22 protein-coding genes are annotated in these 24,179 nt (G+C 37.1%); 7 read left to right on the top strand and 15 right to left on the bottom strand.

The window, feature by feature from the left end:
* The first annotated feature begins 343 nt into the window (after positions 1-343).
* Positions 344-874 (top strand): molybdopterin adenylyltransferase, encoded by a 531-nt coding sequence (gene mog / locus GVN22_RS23020; RefSeq protein WP_166553362.1) that lies wholly within the window; start codon positions 344-346, stop codon positions 872-874.
* 119 nt (positions 875-993) lie between these two features.
* The gene (locus GVN22_RS23015; RefSeq protein WP_166553361.1) at positions 994-1,776 is read left to right on the top strand and encodes a response regulator transcription factor; all 783 of its coding nucleotides are present in this window, start codon (positions 994-996) and stop codon (positions 1,774-1,776) included.
* Between the two features lie 69 nt (positions 1,777-1,845).
* Here GVN22_RS23015 and GVN22_RS23010 read toward each other — a convergent pair whose 3' ends face one another.
* A complete protein-coding gene (locus GVN22_RS23010; protein WP_166553360.1) occupies positions 1,846-2,928 on the bottom strand; it encodes a helix-turn-helix transcriptional regulator in 1,083 nt (360 codons plus the stop codon).
* Between the two features lie 137 nt (positions 2,929-3,065).
* Positions 3,066-4,688, bottom strand: a complete 1,623-nt coding sequence (locus tag GVN22_RS23005; protein WP_205691012.1) for a S8 family peptidase — start codon at positions 4,686-4,688, stop codon at positions 3,066-3,068.
* A gap of 339 nt (positions 4,689-5,027) precedes the next feature.
* Between GVN22_RS23005 and GVN22_RS23000 the strand changes: the two genes are divergently transcribed.
* A complete protein-coding gene (locus GVN22_RS23000) occupies positions 5,028-6,287 on the top strand; it encodes a nitrate/nitrite transporter (RefSeq protein ID WP_166553359.1) in 1,260 nt (419 codons plus the stop codon).
* A gap of 222 nt (positions 6,288-6,509) precedes the next feature.
* Entirely contained in the window at positions 6,510-7,655 is a 1,146-nt protein-coding gene (locus tag GVN22_RS22995; protein WP_166553358.1) for a MalY/PatB family protein, read from the top strand.
* A 118-nt stretch (positions 7,656-7,773) separates the two neighbouring features.
* Here the strand turns inward: GVN22_RS22995 and GVN22_RS22990 are convergent, their stop codons facing one another.
* The 3 genes from GVN22_RS22990 to GVN22_RS22980 form a co-directional block, all read right to left on the bottom strand.
* On the bottom strand, positions 7,774-8,496 hold the full coding sequence (locus tag GVN22_RS22990) for a sulfite exporter TauE/SafE family protein (protein ID WP_166553357.1): 723 nt from the start codon (positions 8,494-8,496) through the stop codon (positions 7,774-7,776).
* A 252-nt stretch (positions 8,497-8,748) separates the two neighbouring features.
* Positions 8,749-9,198: a FixH family protein gene (locus GVN22_RS22985; RefSeq protein WP_166553356.1), complete on the bottom strand. Its 450-nt coding sequence runs from the start codon at positions 9,196-9,198 to the stop codon at positions 8,749-8,751.
* A 124-nt stretch (positions 9,199-9,322) separates the two neighbouring features.
* Positions 9,323-9,775 carry a hypothetical protein gene (locus GVN22_RS22980; RefSeq protein ID WP_166553355.1) on the bottom strand — a complete coding sequence of 151 codons (453 nt, stop codon included), beginning with the start codon at positions 9,773-9,775 and terminating at the stop codon, positions 9,323-9,325.
* A 307-nt stretch (positions 9,776-10,082) separates the two neighbouring features.
* On the opposite strand from GVN22_RS22980, the gene GVN22_RS22975 reads away from it, so the two are divergent.
* Positions 10,083-11,627, top strand: a complete 1,545-nt coding sequence (locus GVN22_RS22975) for a S10 family peptidase (RefSeq protein WP_166553354.1) — start codon at positions 10,083-10,085, stop codon at positions 11,625-11,627.
* Positions 11,628-11,921: 294 nt separating this feature from the next.
* On the opposite strand, the gene GVN22_RS22970 is transcribed toward GVN22_RS22975, so the two are convergent.
* A complete protein-coding gene (locus GVN22_RS22970; protein WP_166553353.1) occupies positions 11,922-12,554 on the bottom strand; it encodes an NAD(P)H-dependent oxidoreductase in 633 nt (210 codons plus the stop codon).
* A gap of 107 nt (positions 12,555-12,661) precedes the next feature.
* On the opposite strand from GVN22_RS22970, the gene GVN22_RS22965 reads away from it, so the two are divergent.
* Entirely contained in the window at positions 12,662-13,027 is a 366-nt protein-coding gene (locus GVN22_RS22965) for a helix-turn-helix domain-containing protein (protein WP_166553352.1), read from the top strand.
* A 62-nt stretch (positions 13,028-13,089) separates the two neighbouring features.
* Here the strand turns inward: GVN22_RS22965 and GVN22_RS22960 are convergent, their stop codons facing one another.
* The 3 genes from GVN22_RS22960 to GVN22_RS22950 form a co-directional block, all read right to left on the bottom strand.
* Positions 13,090-13,860 carry a rhamnogalacturonan acetylesterase gene (locus GVN22_RS22960; protein ID WP_166553351.1) on the bottom strand — a complete coding sequence of 257 codons (771 nt, stop codon included), beginning with the start codon at positions 13,858-13,860 and terminating at the stop codon, positions 13,090-13,092.
* Positions 13,861-14,082: 222 nt separating this feature from the next.
* Positions 14,083-15,207: a glycoside hydrolase family 88 protein gene (locus GVN22_RS22955; protein WP_166553350.1), complete on the bottom strand. Its 1,125-nt coding sequence runs from the start codon at positions 15,205-15,207 to the stop codon at positions 14,083-14,085.
* A 238-nt stretch (positions 15,208-15,445) separates the two neighbouring features.
* Positions 15,446-16,936, bottom strand: coding sequence for a glycoside hydrolase family 105 protein (locus tag GVN22_RS22950; RefSeq protein WP_240915750.1), 1,491 nt, complete (start codon positions 16,934-16,936; stop codon positions 15,446-15,448).
* A gap of 387 nt (positions 16,937-17,323) precedes the next feature.
* Here GVN22_RS22950 and GVN22_RS22945 point away from each other — a divergent pair, with 387 nt between their 5' ends.
* Positions 17,324-18,364, top strand: coding sequence for a GntR family transcriptional regulator (locus tag GVN22_RS22945; protein WP_166553349.1), 1,041 nt, complete (start codon positions 17,324-17,326; stop codon positions 18,362-18,364).
* Between the two features lie 74 nt (positions 18,365-18,438).
* Here GVN22_RS22945 and GVN22_RS22940 read toward each other — a convergent pair whose 3' ends face one another.
* The 6 genes from GVN22_RS22940 to GVN22_RS22915 are packed head-to-tail and all read right to left on the bottom strand — an operon-like array spanning position 18,439 to position 24,069.
* Positions 18,439-19,380 carry a phosphatase PAP2 family protein gene (locus tag GVN22_RS22940; protein ID WP_166553348.1) on the bottom strand — a complete coding sequence of 314 codons (942 nt, stop codon included), beginning with the start codon at positions 19,378-19,380 and terminating at the stop codon, positions 18,439-18,441.
* Positions 19,361-19,888 (bottom strand): DUF4833 domain-containing protein, encoded by a 528-nt coding sequence (locus GVN22_RS22935; protein WP_166553347.1) that lies wholly within the window; start codon positions 19,886-19,888, stop codon positions 19,361-19,363. Before GVN22_RS22935 ends, GVN22_RS22940 begins: the two co-directional genes overlap by 20 nt.
* Positions 19,875-20,582 carry a CDP-alcohol phosphatidyltransferase family protein gene (locus GVN22_RS22930; RefSeq protein WP_166553346.1) on the bottom strand — a complete coding sequence of 236 codons (708 nt, stop codon included), beginning with the start codon at positions 20,580-20,582 and terminating at the stop codon, positions 19,875-19,877. Before GVN22_RS22930 ends, GVN22_RS22935 begins: the two co-directional genes overlap by 14 nt.
* A gap of 32 nt (positions 20,583-20,614) precedes the next feature.
* A complete protein-coding gene (locus GVN22_RS22925) occupies positions 20,615-23,200 on the bottom strand; it encodes a DUF5686 and carboxypeptidase-like regulatory domain-containing protein (protein WP_166553345.1) in 2,586 nt (861 codons plus the stop codon).
* Positions 23,181-23,594 (bottom strand): GtrA family protein, encoded by a 414-nt coding sequence (locus tag GVN22_RS22920; protein ID WP_166553344.1) that lies wholly within the window; start codon positions 23,592-23,594, stop codon positions 23,181-23,183. Before GVN22_RS22920 ends, GVN22_RS22925 begins: the two co-directional genes overlap by 20 nt.
* Positions 23,587-24,069 carry a phosphatidylglycerophosphatase A gene (locus tag GVN22_RS22915; RefSeq protein WP_166553343.1) on the bottom strand — a complete coding sequence of 161 codons (483 nt, stop codon included), beginning with the start codon at positions 24,067-24,069 and terminating at the stop codon, positions 23,587-23,589. Before GVN22_RS22915 ends, GVN22_RS22920 begins: the two co-directional genes overlap by 8 nt.
* Positions 24,070-24,179 lie beyond the last annotated feature (110 nt).

Below are 24,179 nucleotides of genomic sequence, written 5' to 3'. Positions count from 1 at the left end.
GTACTTTTTCCAGTTTTAGATTTTGAAGTTGCCATCATTAGTTGATTTTTGAGGGCAACCTATTTTAGGCAAGGACAGGTATACGATCGCAACTTTAAACTCAAAATTTATAGCGCTGTTTTGTCTAATGATTCTTATTAAACTTTTTCATTGCAAAATATAGACCCAAAAGAATCAGACCGAAAAAGACCAATGTCATGATTTTTTCCAAACCATCTGGTAACTTTGATTGCAGATATAACATATTTTTGGTTGTTGAAAGTATAGTGAATTGTACACATCAAAAATACACAAGCTGGCTTCAATAACCATACATTATCTTTTAAAACATTATTTTATACTCATGGAACCAATCAAAATTGGCGTAATCAATGTTTCTGACCGTGCAAGTGCAGGTATTTATGAAGATATTCCAGGAAAAGCTGTTGTCGAAACACTAAAAGAGTACCTTGTTTCTGAATTTGAAACTGTTTACAAAGTCATTCCTGATGAGCAAGAGCTTATTTCTGAAACGCTAAAATATATGTCTGATACCGAAGGCTGTTGTCTTATTGTGACAACAGGCGGTACTGGTCCAGCCAAACGAGATGTAACTCCAGAAGCAACTGAAGCTGTTTGTGAAAAAATGATGCCTGGTTTTGGCGAACTAATGCGTACCGAAAGTTTGAAGTATGTGCCTACCGCAATACTTTCTAGACAAACGGCTGGCATTAGAGGTAAGTCGCTAATTATCAACCTGCCAGGCAAACCTAAAGCTATTCGTCAATGCTTGGATGCTGTATTTCCAGCGGTTCCATATTGCATCGATTTAATAGAAGGTCCATTTTTGATTTGTAATCAAGATGTCATGAAAGAGTTTAGACCGAAGGCATAATACCGCAAAATCTTTTTTGAATACAAATTATACCACAAATGTGGTATTTCTACTGATAAGGTTAGGGGGTATATTTGTATATATCGATACCATTTATTGCTATATACAACCCTCACACCATGAAAAGTACTACCTTTCCTCTTAATATTTCTCCATTAAATAGTATTTGGCGGTCAAGTCTAGGAGATGCCGAACACTCGAAGATCAGTTATTTTAATTTGAATAATGCTTTACTCGATGAAGTGCTAAGAATTCAACAACTTGGGCTTGTTATTTGGAGTCCCGATAGCGATGAATATGGATTACTTTTGGGAGATTTACAAAACGTTTGTGGTTGGTCAAATGACTATCTAAAAAACGTAGGACCAGAGGCTTTTCTCTCTCATTTGGTATCTTCAAGTTTCAAAGGTTTGTGTTCGCTCATAAAGCACATGAATACCTATCTGATGAGCATTTCTGAAAGCCAACTTCCTCATTTCAAGGCAATTTATGATTATGAACTTATCGGAAAGGATGGTAAAATAAGGCGAATTTGTCAAGAAAACAGCATATTCACACTCGATAAAAATAGCAAAGTACAATATTTTCTCTCATGTATCTCAAATATAAGTAATGTCAAAAGAGATGGAAAACAACATCTCTTTTTGACAGGAGCTTCCAAAGAAATGCTTCTCGAAATAGACCAGATCACCAATGATTGTACAGAACTTCAACTCCTCACATCCCGTGAACTCGAAATAGCGAAATTTATGGGAAAGGGACTTCAAAGCGAAGAAATATCAGAGTTGCTAAGTATTGCACTGACAACCGTGTATAAACACCGTCAGAATATTTTACAAAAGTTAAAAATGCAGGACACAAACGAAGCATTGCATCTGTTAAAGACCCTCAAAATGATATAAAAAAAGCTCAGCCGCTTTGGCAGAGCTCTACTTTTGAATCCTTGATAAACTTTATATCCTTACTTTGTTCTAAATTCTTCCTAATTCAGTTTTCAAATCTTCCACCAAATCCTTTATACGTTCCAGTGATGGTTGTGGCTCTGGCATTTGGTAGCTAACAAAAGCCAAGCATTCCCAAATCTCTTGAATATCTTTTAGGCTTACTTCTTTACTCGAAATATTAGCTTTGTCTGAACTCAACAATAAAGTACCTTTTATTTTGGCTTGACTGTAAACTCGGCGGTACAAAATACCGTATTGTGAAGAAACAAGGATATAATGCTGACCATCTTTTATATCTGCCCAATCTCTGATTTGGCTACCTACAATAATTGAATTTTCAAGCACAAAATCATCACCTGACTCGAATGCACGGCAATTATTGGAGGGGATATTCGGTAAAAGCATATTGGGTAATGCAGCGATAAAATCCTGTCGTTGACAATTCGCAGCATATTCCTTTGAGGTCTGTTTAGTCACTAATCGAATTGCTCCAGCCCAAATTGGTGTTTTTGATGGCTCAGGAATTGTATTCGCTCGTGGACTTGGTGTTGGAACAGATGGCGCAATTGAATTGACAAACTGTTTATCACCTTCTACCGAGTGATATTTTTTGGGAACAACTCTCTGAGAGACCAAATTTACTTGATTTTCGGTACGATAATACTTTTCTACTACCTGTTGTATTGGCAATGCTGGAATGGCAACTTGCGGTTCGGTTGGCGCAACGGTTGGACTACCTTGGTAAAAACTCTGAATGGGATTGACCGAGGAAGTAGTTGTAGGAAAAGTATTAGAAATAAGCGCCCCAATCGAACTTGGCTCTGAGTCTATCGGAGGTGCAGCTGTCTTGTAAGGATTTGTTCCACCCGACGACATACCAGCAATACCTGGCGTGTCTCTAATCTTGCGTATATCTGTTTTAATGAGTGCATCAACTGATGTACCAAATACCTGAGCAATCATTTTGAGGTTTTCCAAATTCGGATTGGCACGAGCCTCCTCGTAAGCACCCAACAAAGAGCGCTTAATTCCTATTCGGCGAGCAAACTGCTCTTGAGTAAGACCGTTGAGTCTACGAAGATATTTGATATTGTTACTTACAATCGACATGATTTTTTCCTTTCTGCACGAATAAGCCGTTTCCTTTAGATGAATACTTTTGATGGAAATTTACGAGATTATTCGAAAAAATTCCAATGATTACGCTTTTATCCCTCAAAAATCGTGCGATTTAGCAGAATCTCTTTCTAAGGCTGATGTCCGTCTTCCAACAAACGAATCGCATTATAGGCATTTACAACGCCACCAGTAATAGATAGTTTACTAAACTCAACCAAATCGCCAGTACCTGGTTGCATTACTTTGGTATGAGGCATTTTTGTCGCTGATTGTAAAATCACTTTCTTGATTTGCTTGGAAGAAAGTTCAGGATAATAACTCTTGATGATGGCTGCCAAGCCTGTTACTACTGGTGCGGCCATACTTGTGCCACTCAAATCCTCATATTTTGAACCTACCACTGTTGATTTTAAATCAACACCAGGGGCAAAAACATCTACCGTTTTTCCTCCATAATTCGAAAACTCAGCAATGGCACTTGGTGGCTGAAGCCAGCTGGTTGCTCCTACTTCAATCCAATTTTCTGCAATTTTTCCATCCAAATATCTTTTTGAAGGAAAATTATCATTTATATCTATATTTTCATTTTCGTTTCCTGCCGCATGGATCAATAAAACATCTTTTGATTCTGCATAGCGAACAGCCTCGTCTACAGCCGATTTTTGAGGAGAAAATGGTTTTCCAAAACTCATATTTATAATTTTGGCACCATTATCCACGGCATAACGAATGGCATTGGCAACATCTTTATCACGCTCATCCCCTTCGGGTATAGCACGCAAAATCATCAATCTTACGTCGTTAGCAACGCCCAATATACCCAAAGAATTACGTCGGTTGGCGGCGATAATTCCTGCCACGTGTGTACCATGCCGCGCATCAGGTCCTTTTACTTCGTTGTTTCCGTAGTTTCTATCAGCGATATTGTTTACATCATCACCTATAATTTCTTGACGCGCATTGTAATTCATATTGATACCAAACTTCATTTGGGCATCATAATAATCAAATCCTTCTTTGAGCGATACCTCGTCCTGCCCTACTTTGGCTAGCACTTCGTACATTCGTTTGGCAGCTTTAACCTCCTCTGGAGCTGTAACGCCAATTCTGGTTAATTCAGCATTTCCTACTTGGTCTGAAGCAGTATAATCTAAGATGATTTTTTTTGCCTCTACAAACTTATTGTAGAGTTTTATGACAAATGCCCCTTGCTCATTAAGCTCTTTGATTTTATCATCGTATTTAGCTTTTACTTTTTTGTAAATATCATACTCTGACTTTTGTTTGGACGAAAGCCCAGTAATATCTCTATCCCGAAAACTACCATATTTGGCTTTCAAGCGGACATACTCACGCGTGAGCTCCATATTTTCACGTTCAAGGTCTTGACCTTTTGTATTCCCTAAAAAGTCCCATCCATTAATATCATCTACAAATCCATTTTGATCATCGTCAATTCCATTATTGGGAATTTCATTGGGGTTCACCCAAATATTATCCTTCAAATCTTCATGATTAGTGTCTACCCCAGAATCGATAATAGCGACTATTACAGTTTTGGATTTCTTTTTATTAAGAATTTCACGATAGGCACGTTCTGTACTTATTCCTAGCACACCATCTTGCTGAAAATCCAAATTAAACCAATTATCGGGAGCTTTATTGAAAGAATTATCAAGGTACTGCGCAGATGCAGAACCAATTATTGAGAAGAAAATAGCAGCAGTTAAGGCAATCTTAGATTTAATCATAAACTAGTACTTAATGGAGTCTGTGATGCACTACTTAAAACGGCTTAGTCAAGTCAGATATCAAATTCCTAAGGTCGAGAGAAGTATTTTATCAAACGTAGCAAACAGCTCCCAAACTAATACGAACACGGTGTTTGTATTTTGATGGTAACAAACAGCTAGAAGTGCCCAAAATAAGTAGGGTAGTTTTATGCAAAACTAAGAAAATATATCCGATTCTCAAGATTTTGTGAGTTCTGTATTAAATAAATCGAGCAATCGGCATTTAAGGAACTTGACGATACCATTTTTTGTATTTAATGTATATACAATAAATTTCAACATGCTCAATTTGTGCCTATGAAACATCTTTTACAGCATTGGTGGATTCAACGATATTACCCTTTCCTCATTTGTTTTGCAGGTTTGCTGATTTTGGTAGTAATCAATGGTCTTACATCAACTACCATTTCAGTATTCGATAGAGTGTTGTTGGATGAATTTCAATGGACACGTTCGGAGCTAAAATTGAGAGATTCGATACCCAATGCCACAGCTTTTGTTTTGATTTTTTTTTCAGGATTATTGATAGATAAATTTCGAGTTAGAAGATTACTCTTAGTTGGGAGCTTAGTTTTAAGTGTTGCCCTTTACTCTTACAGCTTGATTCACACCAAATTCGAAGCCTACTTTATTCACTTTTTATTTGGTGTAGCTTACACACTTTCAGGGTCTGTTTCGGCTATCATTCTGGTATCTAGCTGGTTCCACAAACATAAGGGCTTGGCTCTGGGCATTACTTTGGCTGGAACAAGTCTAGGTAGTTTTGTATTTCCCAATCTCATCCATCATTGGTTAGAGCTATGGGGCTGGCGAAGCACCTTTCAACATTTGGCTATTTTTCCTCTTATTTTGTTTGCTTTTATTTTTCTATTTATCAAAAGTTCCCCTTCCGAACTCAATCTTAAAGCATTTGGTAGTGAAGACGCGTCTGACTCAGTTGGAGGAAATTTATCAGAACCCTTAGCCGAAGGGTTAAGCTTTGAACAAGCCTTACAAACACCTACTTTTTGGTTGATATGTCTTTGTGGTTTTCTCACTTTTTACGGCTTATTGGGAGTGGTCGCCAATTTGTTTTTACACATTACCGACTTAGGCTTTACGGCCAAAGATGCCACCTTTGCGCTAACTTTATATTTTGGAGTAGCTTTTGGAGGAAAATTGCTCATCACTTCTGTATCTGATTATTTTAATACTTATCGGGTATTTACCCTTTGCTGTATGCTCATGACGATTTCGGTGCTAGGTTTTACCACTATGGAAAAAGACCTTGTTTACTGGGCTACGGCAGGAATGGCTTTGAGTTGGGGTGGTATCTATTCCATGTATAATGTGCTAACTATTCGAACATTTGGTCTAAAATCGGCTGGAAAAATCAATGGAACCATCAATATGTTTGAATCTGCGGGGGCATTTTGTGGACCAATTTTTACAGGATTTATCTTCGATAAAACTCACTCCTATCAGTTAGCTTTCTTAATTATCACTTGTATTATGGGTTTTGCCACATTGCTATCTTTTTTATTTTCTGCTAAAAAACAATCACCTTCCCAAGCTTAGATTAAAGTGTTTTCAAAATAAAATCAAGATAGTCTAAACCAGTTTTATATCTTTGTTACTCATTTAAAACTGAAGGTATAAGCTTTAGGCATTAGGCAAAAAAGTCTTAATTACTTCTTGAGAAATACTTTTTAACTTTTAGCCTACCGCATATAGCCCAGAGCTTAAAGCGGGTAAAATTATTTTAATTTTGCCCATTACCTTAACAATCCAAAGACTATCATGTTTAATTTCGACGAAACCATCAACAGACACAATACTGATTCTACCAAATGGGATTTTAATAACGACCCCGAAAATGTGATTCCTATGCCTGTGGCAGACATGGACTTCCGTTGTCCAGAGCCTATCATTAAGGCTATGCTTGAGGTGGCAGAACACGCAGTAATGGGTTATTCTTTTGTGCCAAAAGAATTAAAAACCTTGTTTACTCAACGTATGAAAGACCTCTACGATTGGGAGATTCAAGAAGAATGGCAAGTGTGGATTCCGGGCTTAGTACCAGGTATTACAACAAGCTATAAAGCTGTTGGTCAGTCGGGCGATGAAGTCATGACAACGATTCCAGTATATGGTCCTTTTCATTTGGCACCAAATTGGGCAGATAGACAGCTAGTAACAGTTCCTTTACTTCTTGAAGGTGAGCGCTGGGTGATGGATTTTGAAGCTATCGAAAAAGCGATGACTCCAAGAACAAAAGTATTCATGCTGTGTAATCCTTATAATCCTGGAGGAACGGTATTTACACCAACAGAACTTACCAAACTAGTAGAAATTTGCCAAAGACATAACGTGGTCATTTGTTCTGATGAAATTCACTGTGACTTAATTTTGGAGGAAAATCTTCGTCATACGCCCACAGCAAGTTTAAGTCCTGAGGCTGCACAAATGACGATTACGTTGATGGCACCAAGTAAAACCTTCAATATTGCGGGCTTGGGTTGTTCGGTAGCGATAATTCCTAATAAAGAACTAAGAGATAAATTTATTTTTGCTAAAGCGGGTGTTTTTCCTGAACTCAATCGCTTTGGTATCCGTGCGGCGTATGCTGCTTATAAAGATTGTGAACCATGGCGTAAAGAACTTGTCAAGTATCTAAAAACCAATCACGATATATTGCACACCGCCATGAATGCCATTCCGGGCTTAAAAATGAATAAATTAGAAGCCACTTACTTGGCTTGGGTAGACGCTAGAGAAACGGGCATTGAAAACTTAGCCGAGCATTTACTCAAACATGGTATCCGTGTAGTAGATGGACCTGTTTTTAAGGGTCAAGGATTCTTTAGAGTAAACTTTGGTTGCACAAGAGCGACCTTAGAAGAAGGTATCAAGCGAATTCAAGAAGCGTTTGCTGCTGAAATGTAGCCAAACGATAGTGGATTTGGGATTGCGGAAACAAGAGCTTATTCCGTCATTTTTCTAAAATAGTTGAGATTTAGTGGTTGTATTACCCTAAAGGTTTGTATGGCACTAAATCTCTTTACTACTTATTCATACTTTGCCCATGGCAAATAGGTATTTCTTTGGATTCTGGATTTTTATCAAAATGCGGACTCAGATACGGAATCCCCAAATTTAAGCCTCTTACCACAAAAAATACGGCAAGCACAAAAGTATAAATGGGAACAATTTTCTGAAACTTCAACCGAAAAGTTCCTTTTAACAAATGTGGTAAATAACTTACTAAAAGTAGCGCGGGAACTGTGCCTAGTCCGTACATCAACATATAAATGCTACCTTGAATTGGCGTAGATGTTGCAGCAGCGCCAGCCAAAGCAATATACAAAATTCCACAAGGCAGATAGCCGTTTAGCAAACCTAGCGTTCCAAAACCTACCAACGATTTCTGCTGAATTACTTTTGATGCTACTTTTTTCAATCTTCCCCACAAGCCCTGCATCGCAGATATACCCAAATTATGTTGAAAAAACACTAAGGTCAACATCAATAAACCTATCGCTATGGATAGCCACTGTTGCATACCTGCCCAACGAACGCCCCAACCAAAATATCCAAAAACGTATCCCAAACTCATATAGGCAGATAGTCGTCCAACATGATAACTCATTCGTGCCATTAATGCCTTAGGCGGACTCATTCCTCCTATTGGTAAGGCAACTGCTATTGGTCCGCACATACCTACACAATGCAAACTTCCCACAAAGCCTGTAATTAATGCGACCGAAAATAAGGTTGATGACAACATACGTGTGAATGATGAATTATGAAATAGTACTGTACTGAGGATTATAAAAACTGTTTATTTCAGATATCGGATGTTGGATTTCGGAAGTGTAATCTTTTGTATTTCATAAAAACAAAGGTGTTTTACTTTATTTCAGAAATCCCAAATCTGAAATAGTTAGAAATCAATCGGATAGTCCTAGTTCTGACAGGTGAATTGTCCTTGTCTAAAATAGGTTGTCCAATCAAGCTCCCATAAGTAACCACCATGTACTTACTTTATCACTACTTCATCTTCTAAATAATACTCCTCACGACCATCCGTCCATGTCGTTTGGATTTTCCAAAGTCCTTTTTTAAGATTCGTTGTAGGAATGGTCACCAACGAATTACTTTGTGCCAATACAGGCACCGAAAAATCGAGATTTTTATCAGATGGTCTGAAAAAAGTCACCTCCCCTTTTTTGACCGAAGTTGGCAAGGCGATTCGAATGATTTGATCTGGAATTGAATAAGTCATTGACGATTTCTGCTTTAAAAGTGAAGTATGTTGTATTCTTTCTATCTGTTTTTGATATACTTCTTCTTGTTGATAATAATTATCTGCCACAAGGTCAACTCTTTGTGAAATCATTCGGTAAACCATTGTGCCTATAAATCCAGCAAAAACTACAAAGGACAGTACAATTGCGCCACCCCAGTTAAATGTATTAGAACGTGTCATAACTCGTGAGTTTATATCAGAAAATCAAAAAGGGCAATCTTGATCCTTTTGGCTCAAAATTACCCCTCGAAGTACCTATAAATAATGACAAATGTTAGCTTTTGAAATGAGTTTTCCGCTAATCTTACTTCTTTATTACTTTCAGCTTCAAATCTCCCAAATGTTTTTTATCGACTATGAGCAACAAAAATGGTCGCATCGTAAAACTGAGTTTTTTACCCCATTTTTCTTCATAGGTTAACTGTAACTTTTTAGGTGCTGTTTGCAATAAACTCACTGCTTTATAACTCAAGTCAATATCGGATGCTTCTTGAAAAATAGCAATAACGAATTCTTTCTTAAAATTTATTGGCGTTGGAGCTCCTTTGGAACCCATAACAGTTGCCATCCCAAATATTTCTGAAAACTTTAAAGCATCCGTAATAATGGGATTGGTCAATTTTTCTTCTTTAACCGTATTATTAATAAAATAATTATCCCCTATTCGGTAAGGAACCTTTTGGGTTTGGGCAATCGCTCCAAACGCCGAGACAAGCATAACTAAAAGAGATACAAGTAATTGATTTTTGTTTTTCATACATATTTTTGAAAAGAGTGGAAAATAGAGCCTAACCTTTGCAAGCCTGATTTGCAATTTATACGTATTTTTAAAGAAAAGTAATTTGTGAAAAAAGTTTAATGTTCAAATGAAACACCTTTAAAAATTAGTTTTTGTTTAGCTACTTGAGGAGAAGTTAGTTAATGGCTATTTCAAAATAATCCTTGTACCAAACTATACTTATCCCAAATAAGACTATATCCTACAAAACACAAATCCTACTTGTCATTCTGCTAATCTTTTGTATTTTTGTTAGAAACCCATTTTTTCACATTCAACAAACCTTATGAAGAAAACGCTTTACCTCCTGAGTTTTTGCTTGGGGACATCCCTTTTTGTCCAAGCTCAACAAAAACCTGCTCCGAAAGAAAATGCTCCTCTCTTTACTACGGTAGAAGACAAGCCCAACAATGGTAGTCGCACGCTCAATCCTGATTCGTATGTTGTTACTACCAATGAAGTAACTATCAAAGGTCAAAAAGTGCCCTACAAGGCTTTAGCGGGTACAATTCCTGTATGGAATGATGATGCCAAAATTCAGGCGTCTTTGTTCTATACTTATTATGAAAGAACTGATGTAAAAGATAAGTCCACTCGCCCTCTGATTATCTCTTTCAATGGTGGCCCTGGCTCTGCTTCGGTTTGGATGCACATTGCTTACACAGGCCCTCGTATCTTGAAGATTGATGATGAAGGTTATCCTGTTCAACCGTATGGCATCAAAGACAATCCTTATTCTATTTTGGATGTTGCTGACATCGTTTTTGTAGATCCTGTCAATACAGGTTTTTCGAGAATCATTGACAAAGACGCTCCAAAATCAAATTTCTTTGGGATCAATGCAGATATTAAATACTTAGCAGAATGGATTGGCACTTTTGTCAATCGCAACAATCGTTGGGCATCTCCCAAGTTTTTAATTGGCGAAAGTTATGGTACAACACGTGTTTCAGGTTTGGCAAATGCCCTTCAAGAATCTCAGTGGATGTATTTGAATGGGGTTATTTTGGTTTCTCCAACAGACTTAGGTATCACACGTGAAGGTCCAGTGGAAACTAGTTTAAAACTCCCTTATTTTGCGGCAACTGCTTGGCATCACAAAGTTTTAGAACCAAGTCTCCAAAACAAAAAATTGGAAGATATGCTTCCAGAAGTTGAAAAATTTACGGTGGAGGAATTATTGCCTGCTATTACTCAAGGCGGATTTATCGCTCCAGAAAAGCGTCAGGCGATAGCGAAAAAGTTTGCGAGATATTCAGGGTTGAAAGAAACTGTCATTCTTCAAAATAACCTAGATATCTCCTTGGATTTATTCTGGAAAGAGCTTCTTCGTGATAAAGGCTATACTGTTGGTCGTTTGGACTCTCGTTATTTGGGTGTAGACGCCCGCGATGGTGGTGAAAAAGTTGATTATAATGCGGAGCTCAACTCTTGGTTACACTCATTTACCCCTCCTATCAATATGTATTTGAGAGAGGAACTGAAGTACAAAACCGATTTGAAATATAATATGTTTGGTCCTGTTCACCCTTGGGACAGAAGTAATGACCATACGGGCTATGATTTGCGTAAAGCAATGGCAACAAACCCTTATTTAAAGGTATTGGTACAATCGGGCTATTATGATGGAGCTTGTGATTATTTTAATGCTAAGTACTCGATGTGGCAAATGGATCCAAGTGGTAAATTCAAGGATCGCTTGTTCTGGGAAGGCTACAAATCGGGTCACATGATGTATTTGCGTAAGGAAGATCTTGAAAAATCGAACGAAGATTTAAGAATTTTTATTAAAAAATCTCTTCCAAAACCTGGCGAACCAGCCAAATATTAATGAGTGGATTAAGATTGAGTGAATGAGTGATTTTTTTAAATGTAGAGACGTAATACTTTATATCTAGCGATGCATAATTACGAGCTATAGCATAAACATGAGTCATCCCGAATTTTAGGGTTGGGATTATTCTCCAAATTTTCATCAAAAAAGCGGTTGGAAAATATTTTCCAACCGCTTTTTTGATACTACTATGCTAGATATGACTAGGATTAAGACGCAATCATTCCGTCTCTACTGCTAGCATACAAATTTTAAAATAATCACTCAATCACCACCCACTCATTCACTCAATTATTTAATCTCAACGATCAATTCTTCTTTCGCTTTGCGATATTTTTTCAAATTCACATTCCAGTCATTAGCAGCATCACGGTAACCTAAAGGAAGCAATACAACACTTTTCAAGCCTTGCTCTGCCAAACCTAAGATTTTGTCAACTTCTGGAGGAGTAAATCCTTCGATTGGAGTAGCGTCTACACCAACTTCAGCAGCAGCAGCAATCGCCAAACCAAATGAGATATAAGCTTGTTTTGCTGCGTGAGTTGCATGCCATTCCTGACCAAGAGGTTCGTACATTCCCCAAAGTGTAGATTTGTAAGCATCCATTGTGTTCAATGGCAACCCACGAACTTCCATCATTTCATTGAATACCGCTGTGATTTTTTCCAAAGAATAACCATCCCAAGCTGCAAAAACCAACAAATGAGAACATTCTGTAATAACGCTTTGATTCCAAGCCACTGGTCTGATTTGCTCAAGGATTTCTTTGTTTGAAATCACAAACACTTTATATGGTTGTAAACCTGACGAAGAAGGAGCCAATCTTGCTGCTTCTAAGATATAATCCAATTTATCTTGAGGAACAACCTCACCGTTCATTTTTTTGGCAGCATAACGCCATTCCAAAGATTCTAATAATGTCATAACGAATATTATTTTCTAATTTTATATCACAAAACTAGCAATACTTGGTGACAAAAAGTAACTTTGTGTCATATAGTAATAGTGACATTTAGGTAACCAGATGACAAATGACGGAAATTAGCCCAATACACAAATCCACGGCGTGTGGTAAATCGATTCAAGCCATTCATGATGTAATGGATATTATTGGAGGAAAATGGAAAATCTCCATTATTGCCTGCTTGTGTTATGGCAAGATGCGATATTCGGATTTGTTGAGAGAAGTAAACGGTATTTCAGGAAAGGTATTAAGTCGAGAATTGAAGGATTTGGAAGAAAATCTTCTTATTACTAGAACCGTAATAAATACGCAGCCTATCAGTGTAGAATATGAGTTGACTGAGTACGGACGTTCATTGAAAGTAATCACTAATGTAATCGCCGAATGGGGATTTGAACATCGAAAAAGAATTTTGGAACAGGAATTAGTATAAAATCAATGGGCCTCCTTCTAGCGATATGCCCTGAGGAAGCCCTTGACCGAATAATAAATTGTCTATTTCAAAAGTTTTTTCAACTTACATTTCTTCAGTTGTTGTATCTGTTCGCTCACAATTTGAGCGGTTAATTTCGAGCCTTCGTAATTAGGATGGGTATGATCTTTTGGAAAAAACTTCTCCACGTTTTCTTTTCCTAATTCTTCGTATTTTGTGGCTACTACCTCGTTTAAATCGATGAAATAGGCTTTGTTTTCTTCTGCAATTTGTTTTGCCCAAAGTCCATAAGACTGACCTGCTCTTTCAACTTTTCCATTTTTCCAAACATTTCTTGGTACTAAAGAACATACAATTGGGGTTGCACCTTTGGCTTGTGTTTCTTGTACATACTTGCGCATATACCAGCCATACGAATGTACGATTTCATGTTTTTTGGTCAAAAGGTTATCTATCTCCTCTACCTCGTTGCCAATGCCTTTGATTGACCCTCTTGCACGACTTGTATCATTGATAGCACCACCGTCGTTGTGTCCAAATTGCATAATAACATAGTCGCCTTTTTTCAATTTTGCCATAATTTTATCCCAACGTCCTTCAGTCAAAAATGTACGACTACTACGACCGCCTATGGCGTGATTTTCTACATGTATTTTTACGGTATCAAATTGTTTACCCATAAAACTTCCCCAACCCCACAAACCATCAGAACCAGCTCCTGAGCCATTTCTAACGGTCGAATCTCCAATGATATAAATCGTAGGTTTTGTTTTTAGCATCGTAAATGAACATGCTAACACAAATGCACAAAGTACCAAAAACTTGTTTTTCATCTAAGTAAAATTTTGAATGACAGAATAGATTTCGAGATAAAGTTGATTTCTGAAGAAACTAGCCCCTCTATAAAAAAGGAAGTTCCTCATGCTACCATAAGGAACTTAACCTAAATCTCCCCTAATCAACTGTTTACTTACAAATTACTTGTGTTGTAATCTTCGAAGTAACAAGTGTTTCAATAACGAAGAGTTATCTTGTCCACTTATATACTCATTATTTTATTTTTTCATTCTCACGATTTCACTACCAGCTAATAGGAAACATCCTAAACCATAGTCTTCGAAATCTGGAATTTTATCAATAGCCAATGGTTGACCATCTTTTGGTTCTTTCCCTGTGCCTTGTACCCAACCCAAAAATCCTGTTGGTTGTACACTCTCTGTTGCTAATGCATTCCAAGCTTTTACTAAAGCTGGCTTGTATTGTTTGGTATTCAAATAACCATGGTTGATTCCCCAAGCCATACCGTAGGCAAACAATGATGTTCCTGTGGCTTCTTTTCCACCATAATTGGTTGGGTCATGTAAACTCACATTCCAGAATCCATCTTCTCTCTGAAGTGGCAACAATGCCTTCATCATAGTTTTGTACATTTGCAAATATTCGTCACGATGCGGTGCATTTTTCGGCATAATTTCTAACACTCTTACCAAAGCAGCCACAATCCAACCATTTCCACGAGACCAATAACAATCCTGTCCGTTTGGCTCTTTATAGGGTGGCACAAAGTCTTTATCTCTCCACCAAAGTCCATCTTCTGGATTAAATAAGCCTTTTCCTCCTTCTATCGTTTTTGAGTGGTTGTACATTTGGTACATTTTCTCAAAATAAGCATTGTCTTTGTACAAAACGCCCAATTTAGCAAATACTGGCATACCCATCTGTAGCGCATCAATCCATGTCCAATAAGTACAATTAGGATTTTTTACCAAGCTATCCATATTGGCTTTAATATCGCGGATACGCTCTGGCTTTTTGTCCATCATGTACAAATCAATATAGGTCTGTCCGCAACATTGGTCATCGGCATTGTGTGTCAATAAGCCCGAACGTAATCCCCATTTATGACTCTCACCCCAAGCTACGGCATAATCGATATAGCGCTGTTGAGGGTCTACTTTATACAAATCCATCAATCCTTCATAATACACCGCACGAGTCCAGATATTACTTGGGCGAGTTTTGTTGGTTACAATAGGTTTGCCAGTATCTGGCCATTTTTGCATAAAATAGTCATTTGCTTTACGCATTGAGGCTATCACTTCGGTTTTGCTCGGTAATTTTTGAGCTACTGCCGACATACCGCCTAACAATATGCATAGCAATAAGGGTACTTTTTTCATTCGTTCAGTATTTAATGATAATGGAGTCCTGTTTACTAGAAATTAGACTTTGTGATTACTAGTTAGAACTGTATGGAGGATTTCCAATAATTACGGATTTGGGATTTCTGATTTCGGAAATAAAGTAAAATACATTTATTTTTTTTAAAATATAGATGATTACACTTCCGAAATCTCACATCCGATATCCGAAATAGACATTTTTTGAATCCTTCTTACGGTTCTAATCGGAAACAGTTTATTTCTTTTTAATCAACAACTGTACAGAGCTATCGTTTATTTCAAACTGATTTGATTTTAGCAAGTTCAACATTTCTGCTCCTGCGTAAATCACTGGACCGTAACCATGTGCCGCAAATGGGCTGATTGGACGGTGGTAATAAAATGCTGGATCAAATCCCATCCCTGTACCTACGCAAGTACCTTCTACTTGCCCTTGCTCGTTTACTTTGGTACTCACAGCATTCCAAGCCAACATGGTAGCAGGAGTATATGCCAATTTGTCAATCCAACCTTTATTAATCGCCTTGGCAAAACAATACGCATAAATCGCAGTAGCGGAGGTTTCCAAGTACGAATCATTTCTATCTAATAATTGATGCCAAAAGCCTGAACCTGATTGGTATTTCATCAAGCCTTTTACGTGTGCTTTCAACAAATTCAAGACCTCTTCACGACCTGGATAGTTTTCTGGTAAAGCTTCCAAAACTTCAATTTTCGTTAAAATAGCCCAACCGTTGGCACGTGCCCAGTGGAACTGAGGATGTTCTGACATACCTTCAACCCAGCCATGCATATAAACACCCTTTTCAGGATTAAACATTCTTTTCGAAAACTGACGAACCTGTTTAATGGCTTCGTCATAGTATTTTTTATCGCCTGTCAATTTGCCCATTTGAGCAATCGCAGGGATACCCATAAACATATCATCCAACCATAAAGTACTTGCTTGCGGGCGATTACGAGCCAAAGTTCCATCACTCAAACGAAACTCCTTATTCATAATGTAATTGATATGGCTATCGATTAAAGGACGATAGTTATTTTGCGTGCCAGCTACGGAAGATTTAATCATAGCAGCACACATAGCTCCACAGTCATCCAATGCATGTGGGTTTAACAATCCCTTCAATGGTCCTTTTGTACCCCAATCCTCGCTCGCACCTGATGACTTTTTAAAGAATGGAACAGCATCGTTGATAAATTTCAAGCGCTTTTCTGTGTATTCTTTATAGCGTGCATCACCTGTGTATTGCGAAGCCAGCATCATAGCCTGATAAGTCACACCCCATTCGTAACTCACCAAACGAAAATCACCTTTTTGTAAAGCCGTATTTTCATCAATTTTTGACAAATCACTCACTACCTCATTTGTCTTGGTATTGATAAAATTTGTAGGAGTCACCTTTTCTAAATACGCATGAACTCTTTGCAAGGTTTTTTCAACTTCCTCTGCTTTCACAATTCCATAAGGAACAGGATAGTCAGGCTGAATCAAGTGCAAAGGCGTATTGGAGTCATTAGATTTTGTAACGTTTTTTTGGGCAAAACCTTCTGCACCTGAAAGCAGTAAAAAACCTAACAATGCGACTTTATCAAATGAGTACTTTTTCATAATCGGCTTTGGGATTTTTGGATAATCTGTTTTACTCTCAGAAGTAAAAATAGAAGAAAATCTACTTGCAAAATTGTCTTCGATTTGTACAACTTCCTCAAAGATAAATGTCATTTATGGGTTAGCCGTCCTGTAGCATCCTTGTTGAAATCAAAAACTGGTTTGAATTGAGAATAAAATATGGTAAGATATATTAAAAAAATACAAAAATCGTACAATGAAATTAGTCTACTTTGACACTACTAAAACTGGATTTTGCACAAAAAAAATAGGACAAAGGTTGGATTTTGGCGACATGGCAACGTTCCCGACATCGTTTGCATAAATTAATATTCTTGAAAAATTGAATATGAATTATTCAAATCTTAACCTTTGTTTAGAATTAAAATATAAGTTGATGAGATAGGTTTTAGCCTGTCTAAAAAAAGTATAAGTTTTAATGTTAAGTTTTTTTCTAGAATGCCTAGAAAAACCTTTTCAACCTTATTTATCCATAATATAATGATTGCGAAAAAACATAGAATCTGGGATGTAATTAGAGTCGACGATATTTCGGCAACACCGAAATATCTACAGATTGTACATTCGACACTCAAGGGCATTGAGGCGGGGCAAATTACGGTCAATGATCGCTTGCCTTCCATCAATGAAGTGAGTTTCGAGTTGGATGTTTCTCGTGATACTGTCGAGAAGTCATATCGACAACTCAAAAGTATGGGTATTCTTGAATCTGTTCCTAGTAAGGGTTACTACATCAAAAACGTGGATTTTGAAAAGCCAATGAAGGTTTTATTGCTTTTCAATAAACTTTCAGCACATAAAAAAATCATTTTTGATGCGTTTGTGAAAGAGTTGGGTCAACAAGTAGCAATTGATTTTTATGTATATAACAACGACTTTGCTCTTTTCAAAAAACTCATTACAGCCAAAAAAGACGAAGATTACTCTCACTTTGTCATTATCCCGTATCTATTAGACTACAACGATAAAGTGCAGGAAGTAGTCAATATGATACCAAAAGAAAAGTTGATTATATTGGACAAAATGGTCGCAGGAGTCAACGGCGAATTTGGGGCAGTATATGAAAATTTTGAGAAAGATATTTATATGGCGCTTTGCCAAATGCTCGAAAAATTAAGAAACTATACAAGCCTGAAATTAATTTTTCCGAAGCAAAGTTGCTATCCTCAAGAAATCCAAAAAGGGTTTTTAAACTTCTGTCAAGATTTTGCTTTTGAGGCAACTATTATTGATAATATCAAAACTGAAAGCGTTACGGAGGGGTCAGTCTATATAAATTTGATGGAGGATGATTTAGTTATACTTATCAAAAAAATTATGAATGATAACCTTGTGATAGGAAAACAAGTAGGTATCATTTCATATAACGAAACGCCTCTAAAAGAGATTATACTTGATGGTATCACTACGATTTCGACAAATTTTAGAGAAATGGGAAAAACTGCCGCTAGATTGGTACTTGAAAAATCAAAAGATCATGTAGCCAATTTATTCGAAGTAAATCTGCGAAATTCATTATAAATAACGATTGGGGAAATAAAAAAAGCCTGAGGTTTCTCAGGCTTTTTTTGTGGGCTTGTCAAATCATATTATGGTTATTTGGCAAACATTACTTGAACTTTCTTATCTAAAAACTTCTCAAATAGGAATATTCCCAAAGAAGCCACCGAAATGCCACATAGTACATCAATAACATAATGATGACTGGTGTACACTGCCGCTCCCCAGATTCCTAAACAGAATATGACAAAAAAGATGTTAAACCAACCTAATTTTGATTTCAATCCATAATATAGTGTAATTAACGGAAACGCTGAATGTAAAGATGGCATAGCCGCAAATACATTAGAGTTTCGTACATACATACCTTTAAATAGGTTTACATCAAGAATTTGGTCAAAGTATCTCAAACCAGCCTCACTGCCTTGGGTATGCAAATCTAAGGCAAATCCGTGCTCTGCAACATACCAAGGTGGAGCCGCAGGATAGGCATAATAGACGATCCAACCGAGAAAATTCACAAACACAAAACAGTAAGCAAAAGAATAAAATAATGGTCTTTTCTTAAGATAAAAATACAGTGATAACGCAATAGGAATTGGAACCCAGTTGATATAAAAAATACCTGCTAATACATCAAAAAATGGCACATGAACTTTAGCAAAATATTCGCTCAGTGTAAGTAGTTGTCCTTGGTATTTTACCCCAAAAAGAGCCTTATCCAATTCGTAAGGTTGTTGAATATGTACTGTGTTGAACTCATAATTCGGAAATACCCTAAAAGAATCATAAATGGCCCAATACACTATATAAATGGCAAAAGATAAGATAATTTCACGACTAAACTTATTGCCAAAGTAGGTAGAAACAAACAATACATACAATATTATATGTTCTGGCAACAAGCCAATGAACTTGATATACCAAAAAAAGAATAAGGGTGTGAATATAACTAAACCTAAAATATTCTTAACTGAGAAGCGTTCAAATCCTGTATCCTCAATGTTTAGCACGCTACTACGGTTTGATTTTTTCATAAACATTTTCTCCTGAATAAAAATCTCTTCCAAATACTTCTACATACAATACTTTCGGGCGTAAATTACTCCCTTCGATTTGTACATACACATGGTCGAGTTTTGCTAATTGGTTATTAATCAATAATGAAGCGTAAGGCTTTTTGTTTTTGTCAAAGCCTAATCGAAGCTTACGTTTTTTATAAGAAACTACCCATGCTTGAAGTGCATCTGCTTGCCCTTCAATGGTTTCGGTATCTACTCCATACGCTAATACCCGCTGTATCCATGAAAGTTCTTTTCGACGTCCATCTTCTTGATAGCGCAACCAATACACATCTACGGGGTTATCTTCATCAAACCCACCTTTAGGATTGAGACGTGCATCATAGACGATAGTATTAACGTTTGAACTCCGTTGAATATAAAACAGTCTTACTTTTGAATCAGGAACTTTGGGGTAATGAGCGGGTGAAAAACTCACTAATAGTAAGCCAACAAACAACCACAAGAGCTTATTTTGTTTCATTTTTACTTAACTCCTTTTGTGTATATTCTATTCGCTGAATAGCGGTGAAGTTGGACAAGATTGCCACGATGGCTAATGGAATGGTAAATACAGAAATAGATTCAAACCAAGGTATTCTTTCGCTAGGACCCTCTATTCTAAAATCTGCACCAAAAACTGGCGCCAACAAACCACATAACAACGCAGAACCTCCAATAATTACAATTCTTTCGGGTCTTTGCATCCAACCAATTTCACATTTAATATTCAATCCTTCTGCTCTAGCTCTAGTGTAACTCACCATTGAAGAGCCAATAAGTGCTAAAAAGGCAAAAAATGAACTAAATAAATAATGATGTGCTACCAAGTAATAGCATATTCCCAAAAACATAAACATCTCGCTGTAGCGATCCAATACGGAGTCATAAAATGCCCCGAACTTTGAGGAGGTATTACTCACACGTGCCAAACGACCATCAATCATGTCGAATACTCCAGCAAAAAGAATCATAGCTCCACCCCACCCTACGATACTTAAGTCGCCACGATGAGATGCCTCAGCGCCATAAATAAAGATTCCTGCCGCTCCGATATTCAACACTAAGCCAGTGGTGGTTATCATATTGGGCGTAATTTTTAAGGCAATCAATAAATTTATAAAAGGGTTAATCAATTTGTATATCAATTGTTGCCCTGCTGATTTAAGTGCATACATAGTTCTAAGTGATTTATTAATACTTGTTTAGGCTAAAAATCCATTTTAAATCGTCCTCTAATACCATATTCAGACACCTGAGGGTTGTCCAAGTAGCTCAACCTTTTGACAAAGTCTACTCTGAAAAACTTCAGGATATTGCCTATACCAATACTAGCCTCCATGTAGGGACCATTGTTGAGCGAATGTGTGAGCACTTGCCCTTCTTCATTGGTTGGGAATTTATACAAATCTGGGTTGAGATTCGGATTATTTTTATCACTCAAACTACCATAGAGTGCCTTGAAAGTAATAATCTCACGAAATTTCAATTTTTTGATTAATGGTATTTTGTTGAAGAAAAATCCATTGAAATAATGATCGACAAACAAACCAGCGTATTGGTCACTTACAAACTCCAAGAAATTCATCAAGTTATATGACTCTAATTGGTATGAGTACGATTGGTTTGCACGGTGAATCATCAACAAAGGATATGGCACTTTTCCAAAAATTCTACCACCTTCAGCTGTTACATCGGTATAGCCAATCGGTGAAATAAAGAAACGTTTATTGGCACGCAAGGTGATATTATGAAAATTATAACCACTATTCAAAATATTGGCAATACCCAAAGTATATCTTGCCTGAAAAATTGGATACTTGTTAATAATTGGAATACGATAATTTTTACCTTGATAAAACTGCTCATTTGGCGCAAATCTTAAATTAAAAGAGAGCTCCGTAGAAGTCACTGTTCTATCTGTAATCACAATGCCATCAAGTTTTCCTACTTTTTGAAATGTTAAACTCCCTGCTGCTTCTTGACTCAAGTTTTTCAAACCTATTTCATAACTAATGCCTGAACGAGATTCTTTTCGGTAGTCAACACGAAGGACTTTATTATAGGTCATTTTATCGTTTACTCCTCTTTTGAAAGACAACAAAAAGTTATCCTCTTGAATAAACTGTAACTCTTGTCCAGGAATACGTACTTCATCCTGATAAGATACACGTAGATAATTATTAGGAAATTCATAAATTGAATTTTTTCCTAAATTATACGTTAACGCCCCAAAACCTTTCCAGCGTTCATCTTTGAATCCGTAAGCCATGTAAGTTTCAAAATACAATCTCGGATTCAGCTTTGCCATGGTTCGCCCTCCAAGACGTAAACGAAATCCTTCAACAGGGTTGAAACTATAAAAAGTGTTAACAGGTCCTATTTCAAAAGTACCAAAATCAGAATATCCGAATAAAAACAATCCAGCAATTTTCATGGCTCTTTTAAAGGCAGGGACTTTCTGAATACTATCTGCCATTTGGTAGATATTGGTTTCGACCCTACTGAGCTGTTGATGACGTGCTTGATTCCAAAAACCCTCATCTCTTACATAGGCATTTTCGGTCAGAACATTTTTCTGGATTGGCTTAAAATATTCGTTATCAATTGGATTATTCAATTTGTAATTTCGAAAAGAAACCGCACGCTTTCCTATCACGCCCCGAGAATTTTCTGTCTTGAAAAGATTAAACTCAATCATGATTTCATCTTTTGCTAGCATCAAAAATTTCTCAGCGGTTGGTTGATATTCTTGCTCAATCTCCATTCCCATCACAAAGTTGAGATTGATGTTTTTAGGCACTCCCATCTTGATACGGCGTACAGCATAAGACGAATCCATCGCTACGTACATCGTTCCCACGAAGGCAAAATCAGCTTGATTTCGTGGCGAGAAACCTAAATTGATACATTTTACGCCATCATGTTGAAGCGTATCCAAAATGACAAATCGGTAAAATGTTGGAGAAAGTGGCGAAATTGGGCTAATAAACTGTTGCGAAAGCAGACTGATGTTGTTATCGTAGATATTCACATCTTCATACATTCTATTTAAGTAAGCCCCCATGCCATTATTATCAAGAAATTGTTCTAAGCCCACTTTCTTTTCTCCTTTGATATAAGACTTTTCTTCCCTAGGACTTTTCCTAAAATAGACATCCGAAACTGTTTCTTTCAAATACAGAGGCAGGGATACCTTTCCTGTGAGCTTTGCAGTGTCGAGGTTATCAAAGATAAATTGAAAGTTCTTAAAGATTTTCTTATTCTTGTAAGCATCGTCGATATTACTCAAATCCAACTGAAGTTTTTCATATTTCTCATACTGATAATAATCCAAGCCTTCCTTTCTGTTATCGTCCTTGTGATCAATCACCTTTCTGATAAGTGCCACCGCAGGATTGTCTTTGTTGCGATATTTATCTTTTTTTCCTTTTACTACAACTTCTGATAGATTCTGTGTAGTTGAAGTCAGGCGAATAGAAATAGTTTGGGTAATATCCTTTTTGAAAGATTTTACCTCATTCTTATAACCTACTGACGAAAACTGCACTTTACCCGAGCCGTATTCTTTTACGGTAATCGTAAAATTTCCATTCACGTCCGACTGTACCCCTTGGGACGTACCCAAAATAGTTACATTGACAAATGGAATCGCTTCATTCGTTTTATTTTCAGAGATTTTACCTTTGATAATAGTCTGCGACTGTGCCACAAAAGCGCATGAGCACAGCAGAAAGAAGAATATGTTATTGAGAAATTTTATTTCTTGAGGGAGACTATAAAGATACCTTTTCATACGTTTTATTCTTAAATACAAACCACTGATTTAGACCGTAGCTGTACACCACAAATACAATCACTCCAACTACTACTCGAACGGTAAGATAATGCCAAGAGCCAAAGTGTGACAGTAAGGCCACCCCACCTACATTCATAGCGGAGTTTCCTACAGCAACTATAGCATATTTGATACCTTGCCATGTTAAAGATTGCGTATCTTTTGCCTGAAAAACCCATGTTCGGCTTACCCAAAAACCAATGATAGCACCAAGGATATTACCCACCAAGGTAGCCCATTCGTCATTAACCTGAAATCCTGAAACAAGTGAATAAGAGGCACTAAAGTCAACGGTCGTCGCAATACCCGACGCTGACATAAACTTGAGAAATATCCTGAGATATTTATACATAAAAATTAAAGAGAAGAAGTATTACTTGTAAGGTTAAATTGGCCCAAATTCCAGCGGCTACATCGTCTAGCATAACTCCCCAACCATTTTCATATTTCTCAAAAGAGCGAATATTAAAAGGTTTGAAAATATCGTAAATTCTAAATAGTACTAACCCTAATACCAAATTGGTCCACGAGAATGGAATTAGGCATAAACTAAGCCATTGTCCGACCACCTCGTCAATCACAATTTTGGATGAATCTTCGCCCCAAATCTGTTCTGTAACCTCAGATGCCTTGCGACCAATAAAGAGAAAAATAATAGTAAGTCCCACTAAGACAGCTTGATAGCCTAAAGCATTTGTGGGGAAAAGCGCATTTAACCCAATAACGCCCAAACAAGCAAGTATGGCTCCAAACGTACCAGAACCTTTGGGTATATAACCAATCCCAAGCGCTGACGCTATGATAATATGTAATCGTTGATGATTCATTGGAAAGAGTGCCATTTGCCTTAGTACAAAGGAAGAAAGGAAATCTACAGCACCTAATTTGTGTTTGGATGAAAGTAAGTCTATTTGGTTTAATAGACTTACTTTCAACT

Source organism: Cellulophaga sp. BC115SP (genome assembly GCF_009905545.1).
GTDB classification, from domain to species: domain Bacteria; phylum Bacteroidota; class Bacteroidia; order Cytophagales; family Spirosomataceae; genus Flectobacillus; species Flectobacillus rivi.
This window is presented reverse-complemented; position numbering and strand designations above follow the sequence as displayed.

What these genes read in the sequence shown, in the direction of transcription:
- GVN22_RS22920 (WP_166553344.1), bottom strand. Translation starts at nt 23,594, where the DNA reads ATGTATAAATATCTCAGGATATTTCTCAAGTTTATGTCAGCGTCGGGT.
- GVN22_RS22935 (WP_166553347.1), bottom strand. Translation starts at nt 19,888, where the DNA reads ATGAAACAAAATAAGCTCTTGTGGTTGTTTGTTGGCTTACTATTAGTG.
- GVN22_RS22925 (WP_166553345.1), bottom strand. Translation starts at nt 23,200, where the DNA reads ATGAAAAGGTATCTTTATAGTCTCCCTCAAGAAATAAAATTTCTCAAT.
- GVN22_RS22955 (WP_166553350.1), bottom strand. Translation starts at nt 15,207, where the DNA reads ATGAAAAAAGTACCCTTATTGCTATGCATATTGTTAGGCGGTATGTCG.
- GVN22_RS22990 (WP_166553357.1), bottom strand. Translation starts at nt 8,496, where the DNA reads ATGTTGTCATCAACCTTATTTTCGGTCGCATTAATTACAGGCTTTGTG.
- GVN22_RS22970 (WP_166553353.1), bottom strand. Translation starts at nt 12,554, where the DNA reads ATGACATTATTAGAATCTTTGGAATGGCGTTATGCTGCCAAAAAAATG.
- GVN22_RS22915 (WP_166553343.1), bottom strand. Translation starts at nt 24,069, where the DNA reads ATGAATCATCAACGATTACATATTATCATAGCGTCAGCGCTTGGGATT.
- GVN22_RS22950 (WP_240915750.1), bottom strand. Translation starts at nt 16,936, where the DNA reads ATGACATTTATCTTTGAGGAAGTTGTACAAATCGAAGACAATTTTGCA.
- GVN22_RS23015 (WP_166553361.1), top strand. Translation starts at nt 994, where the DNA reads ATGAAAAGTACTACCTTTCCTCTTAATATTTCTCCATTAAATAGTATT.
- GVN22_RS22985 (WP_166553356.1), bottom strand. Translation starts at nt 9,198, where the DNA reads ATGACACGTTCTAATACATTTAACTGGGGTGGCGCAATTGTACTGTCC.
- GVN22_RS22995 (WP_166553358.1), top strand. Translation starts at nt 6,510, where the DNA reads ATGTTTAATTTCGACGAAACCATCAACAGACACAATACTGATTCTACC.
- GVN22_RS22980 (WP_166553355.1), bottom strand. Translation starts at nt 9,775, where the DNA reads ATGAAAAACAAAAATCAATTACTTGTATCTCTTTTAGTTATGCTTGTC.
- GVN22_RS23005 (WP_205691012.1), bottom strand. Translation starts at nt 4,688, where the DNA reads ATGATTAAATCTAAGATTGCCTTAACTGCTGCTATTTTCTTCTCAATA.
- mog (WP_166553362.1), top strand. Translation starts at nt 344, where the DNA reads ATGGAACCAATCAAAATTGGCGTAATCAATGTTTCTGACCGTGCAAGT.
- GVN22_RS23000 (WP_166553359.1), top strand. Translation starts at nt 5,028, where the DNA reads ATGAAACATCTTTTACAGCATTGGTGGATTCAACGATATTACCCTTTC.
- GVN22_RS22940 (WP_166553348.1), bottom strand. Translation starts at nt 19,380, where the DNA reads ATGAAAAAATCAAACCGTAGTAGCGTGCTAAACATTGAGGATACAGGA.
- GVN22_RS22975 (WP_166553354.1), top strand. Translation starts at nt 10,083, where the DNA reads ATGAAGAAAACGCTTTACCTCCTGAGTTTTTGCTTGGGGACATCCCTT.
- GVN22_RS22965 (WP_166553352.1), top strand. Translation starts at nt 12,662, where the DNA reads ATGACGGAAATTAGCCCAATACACAAATCCACGGCGTGTGGTAAATCG.
- GVN22_RS22960 (WP_166553351.1), bottom strand. Translation starts at nt 13,860, where the DNA reads ATGAAAAACAAGTTTTTGGTACTTTGTGCATTTGTGTTAGCATGTTCA.
- GVN22_RS22930 (WP_166553346.1), bottom strand. Translation starts at nt 20,582, where the DNA reads ATGTATGCACTTAAATCAGCAGGGCAACAATTGATATACAAATTGATT.
- GVN22_RS22945 (WP_166553349.1), top strand. Translation starts at nt 17,324, where the DNA reads ATGATTGCGAAAAAACATAGAATCTGGGATGTAATTAGAGTCGACGAT.
- GVN22_RS23010 (WP_166553360.1), bottom strand. Translation starts at nt 2,928, where the DNA reads ATGTCGATTGTAAGTAACAATATCAAATATCTTCGTAGACTCAACGGT.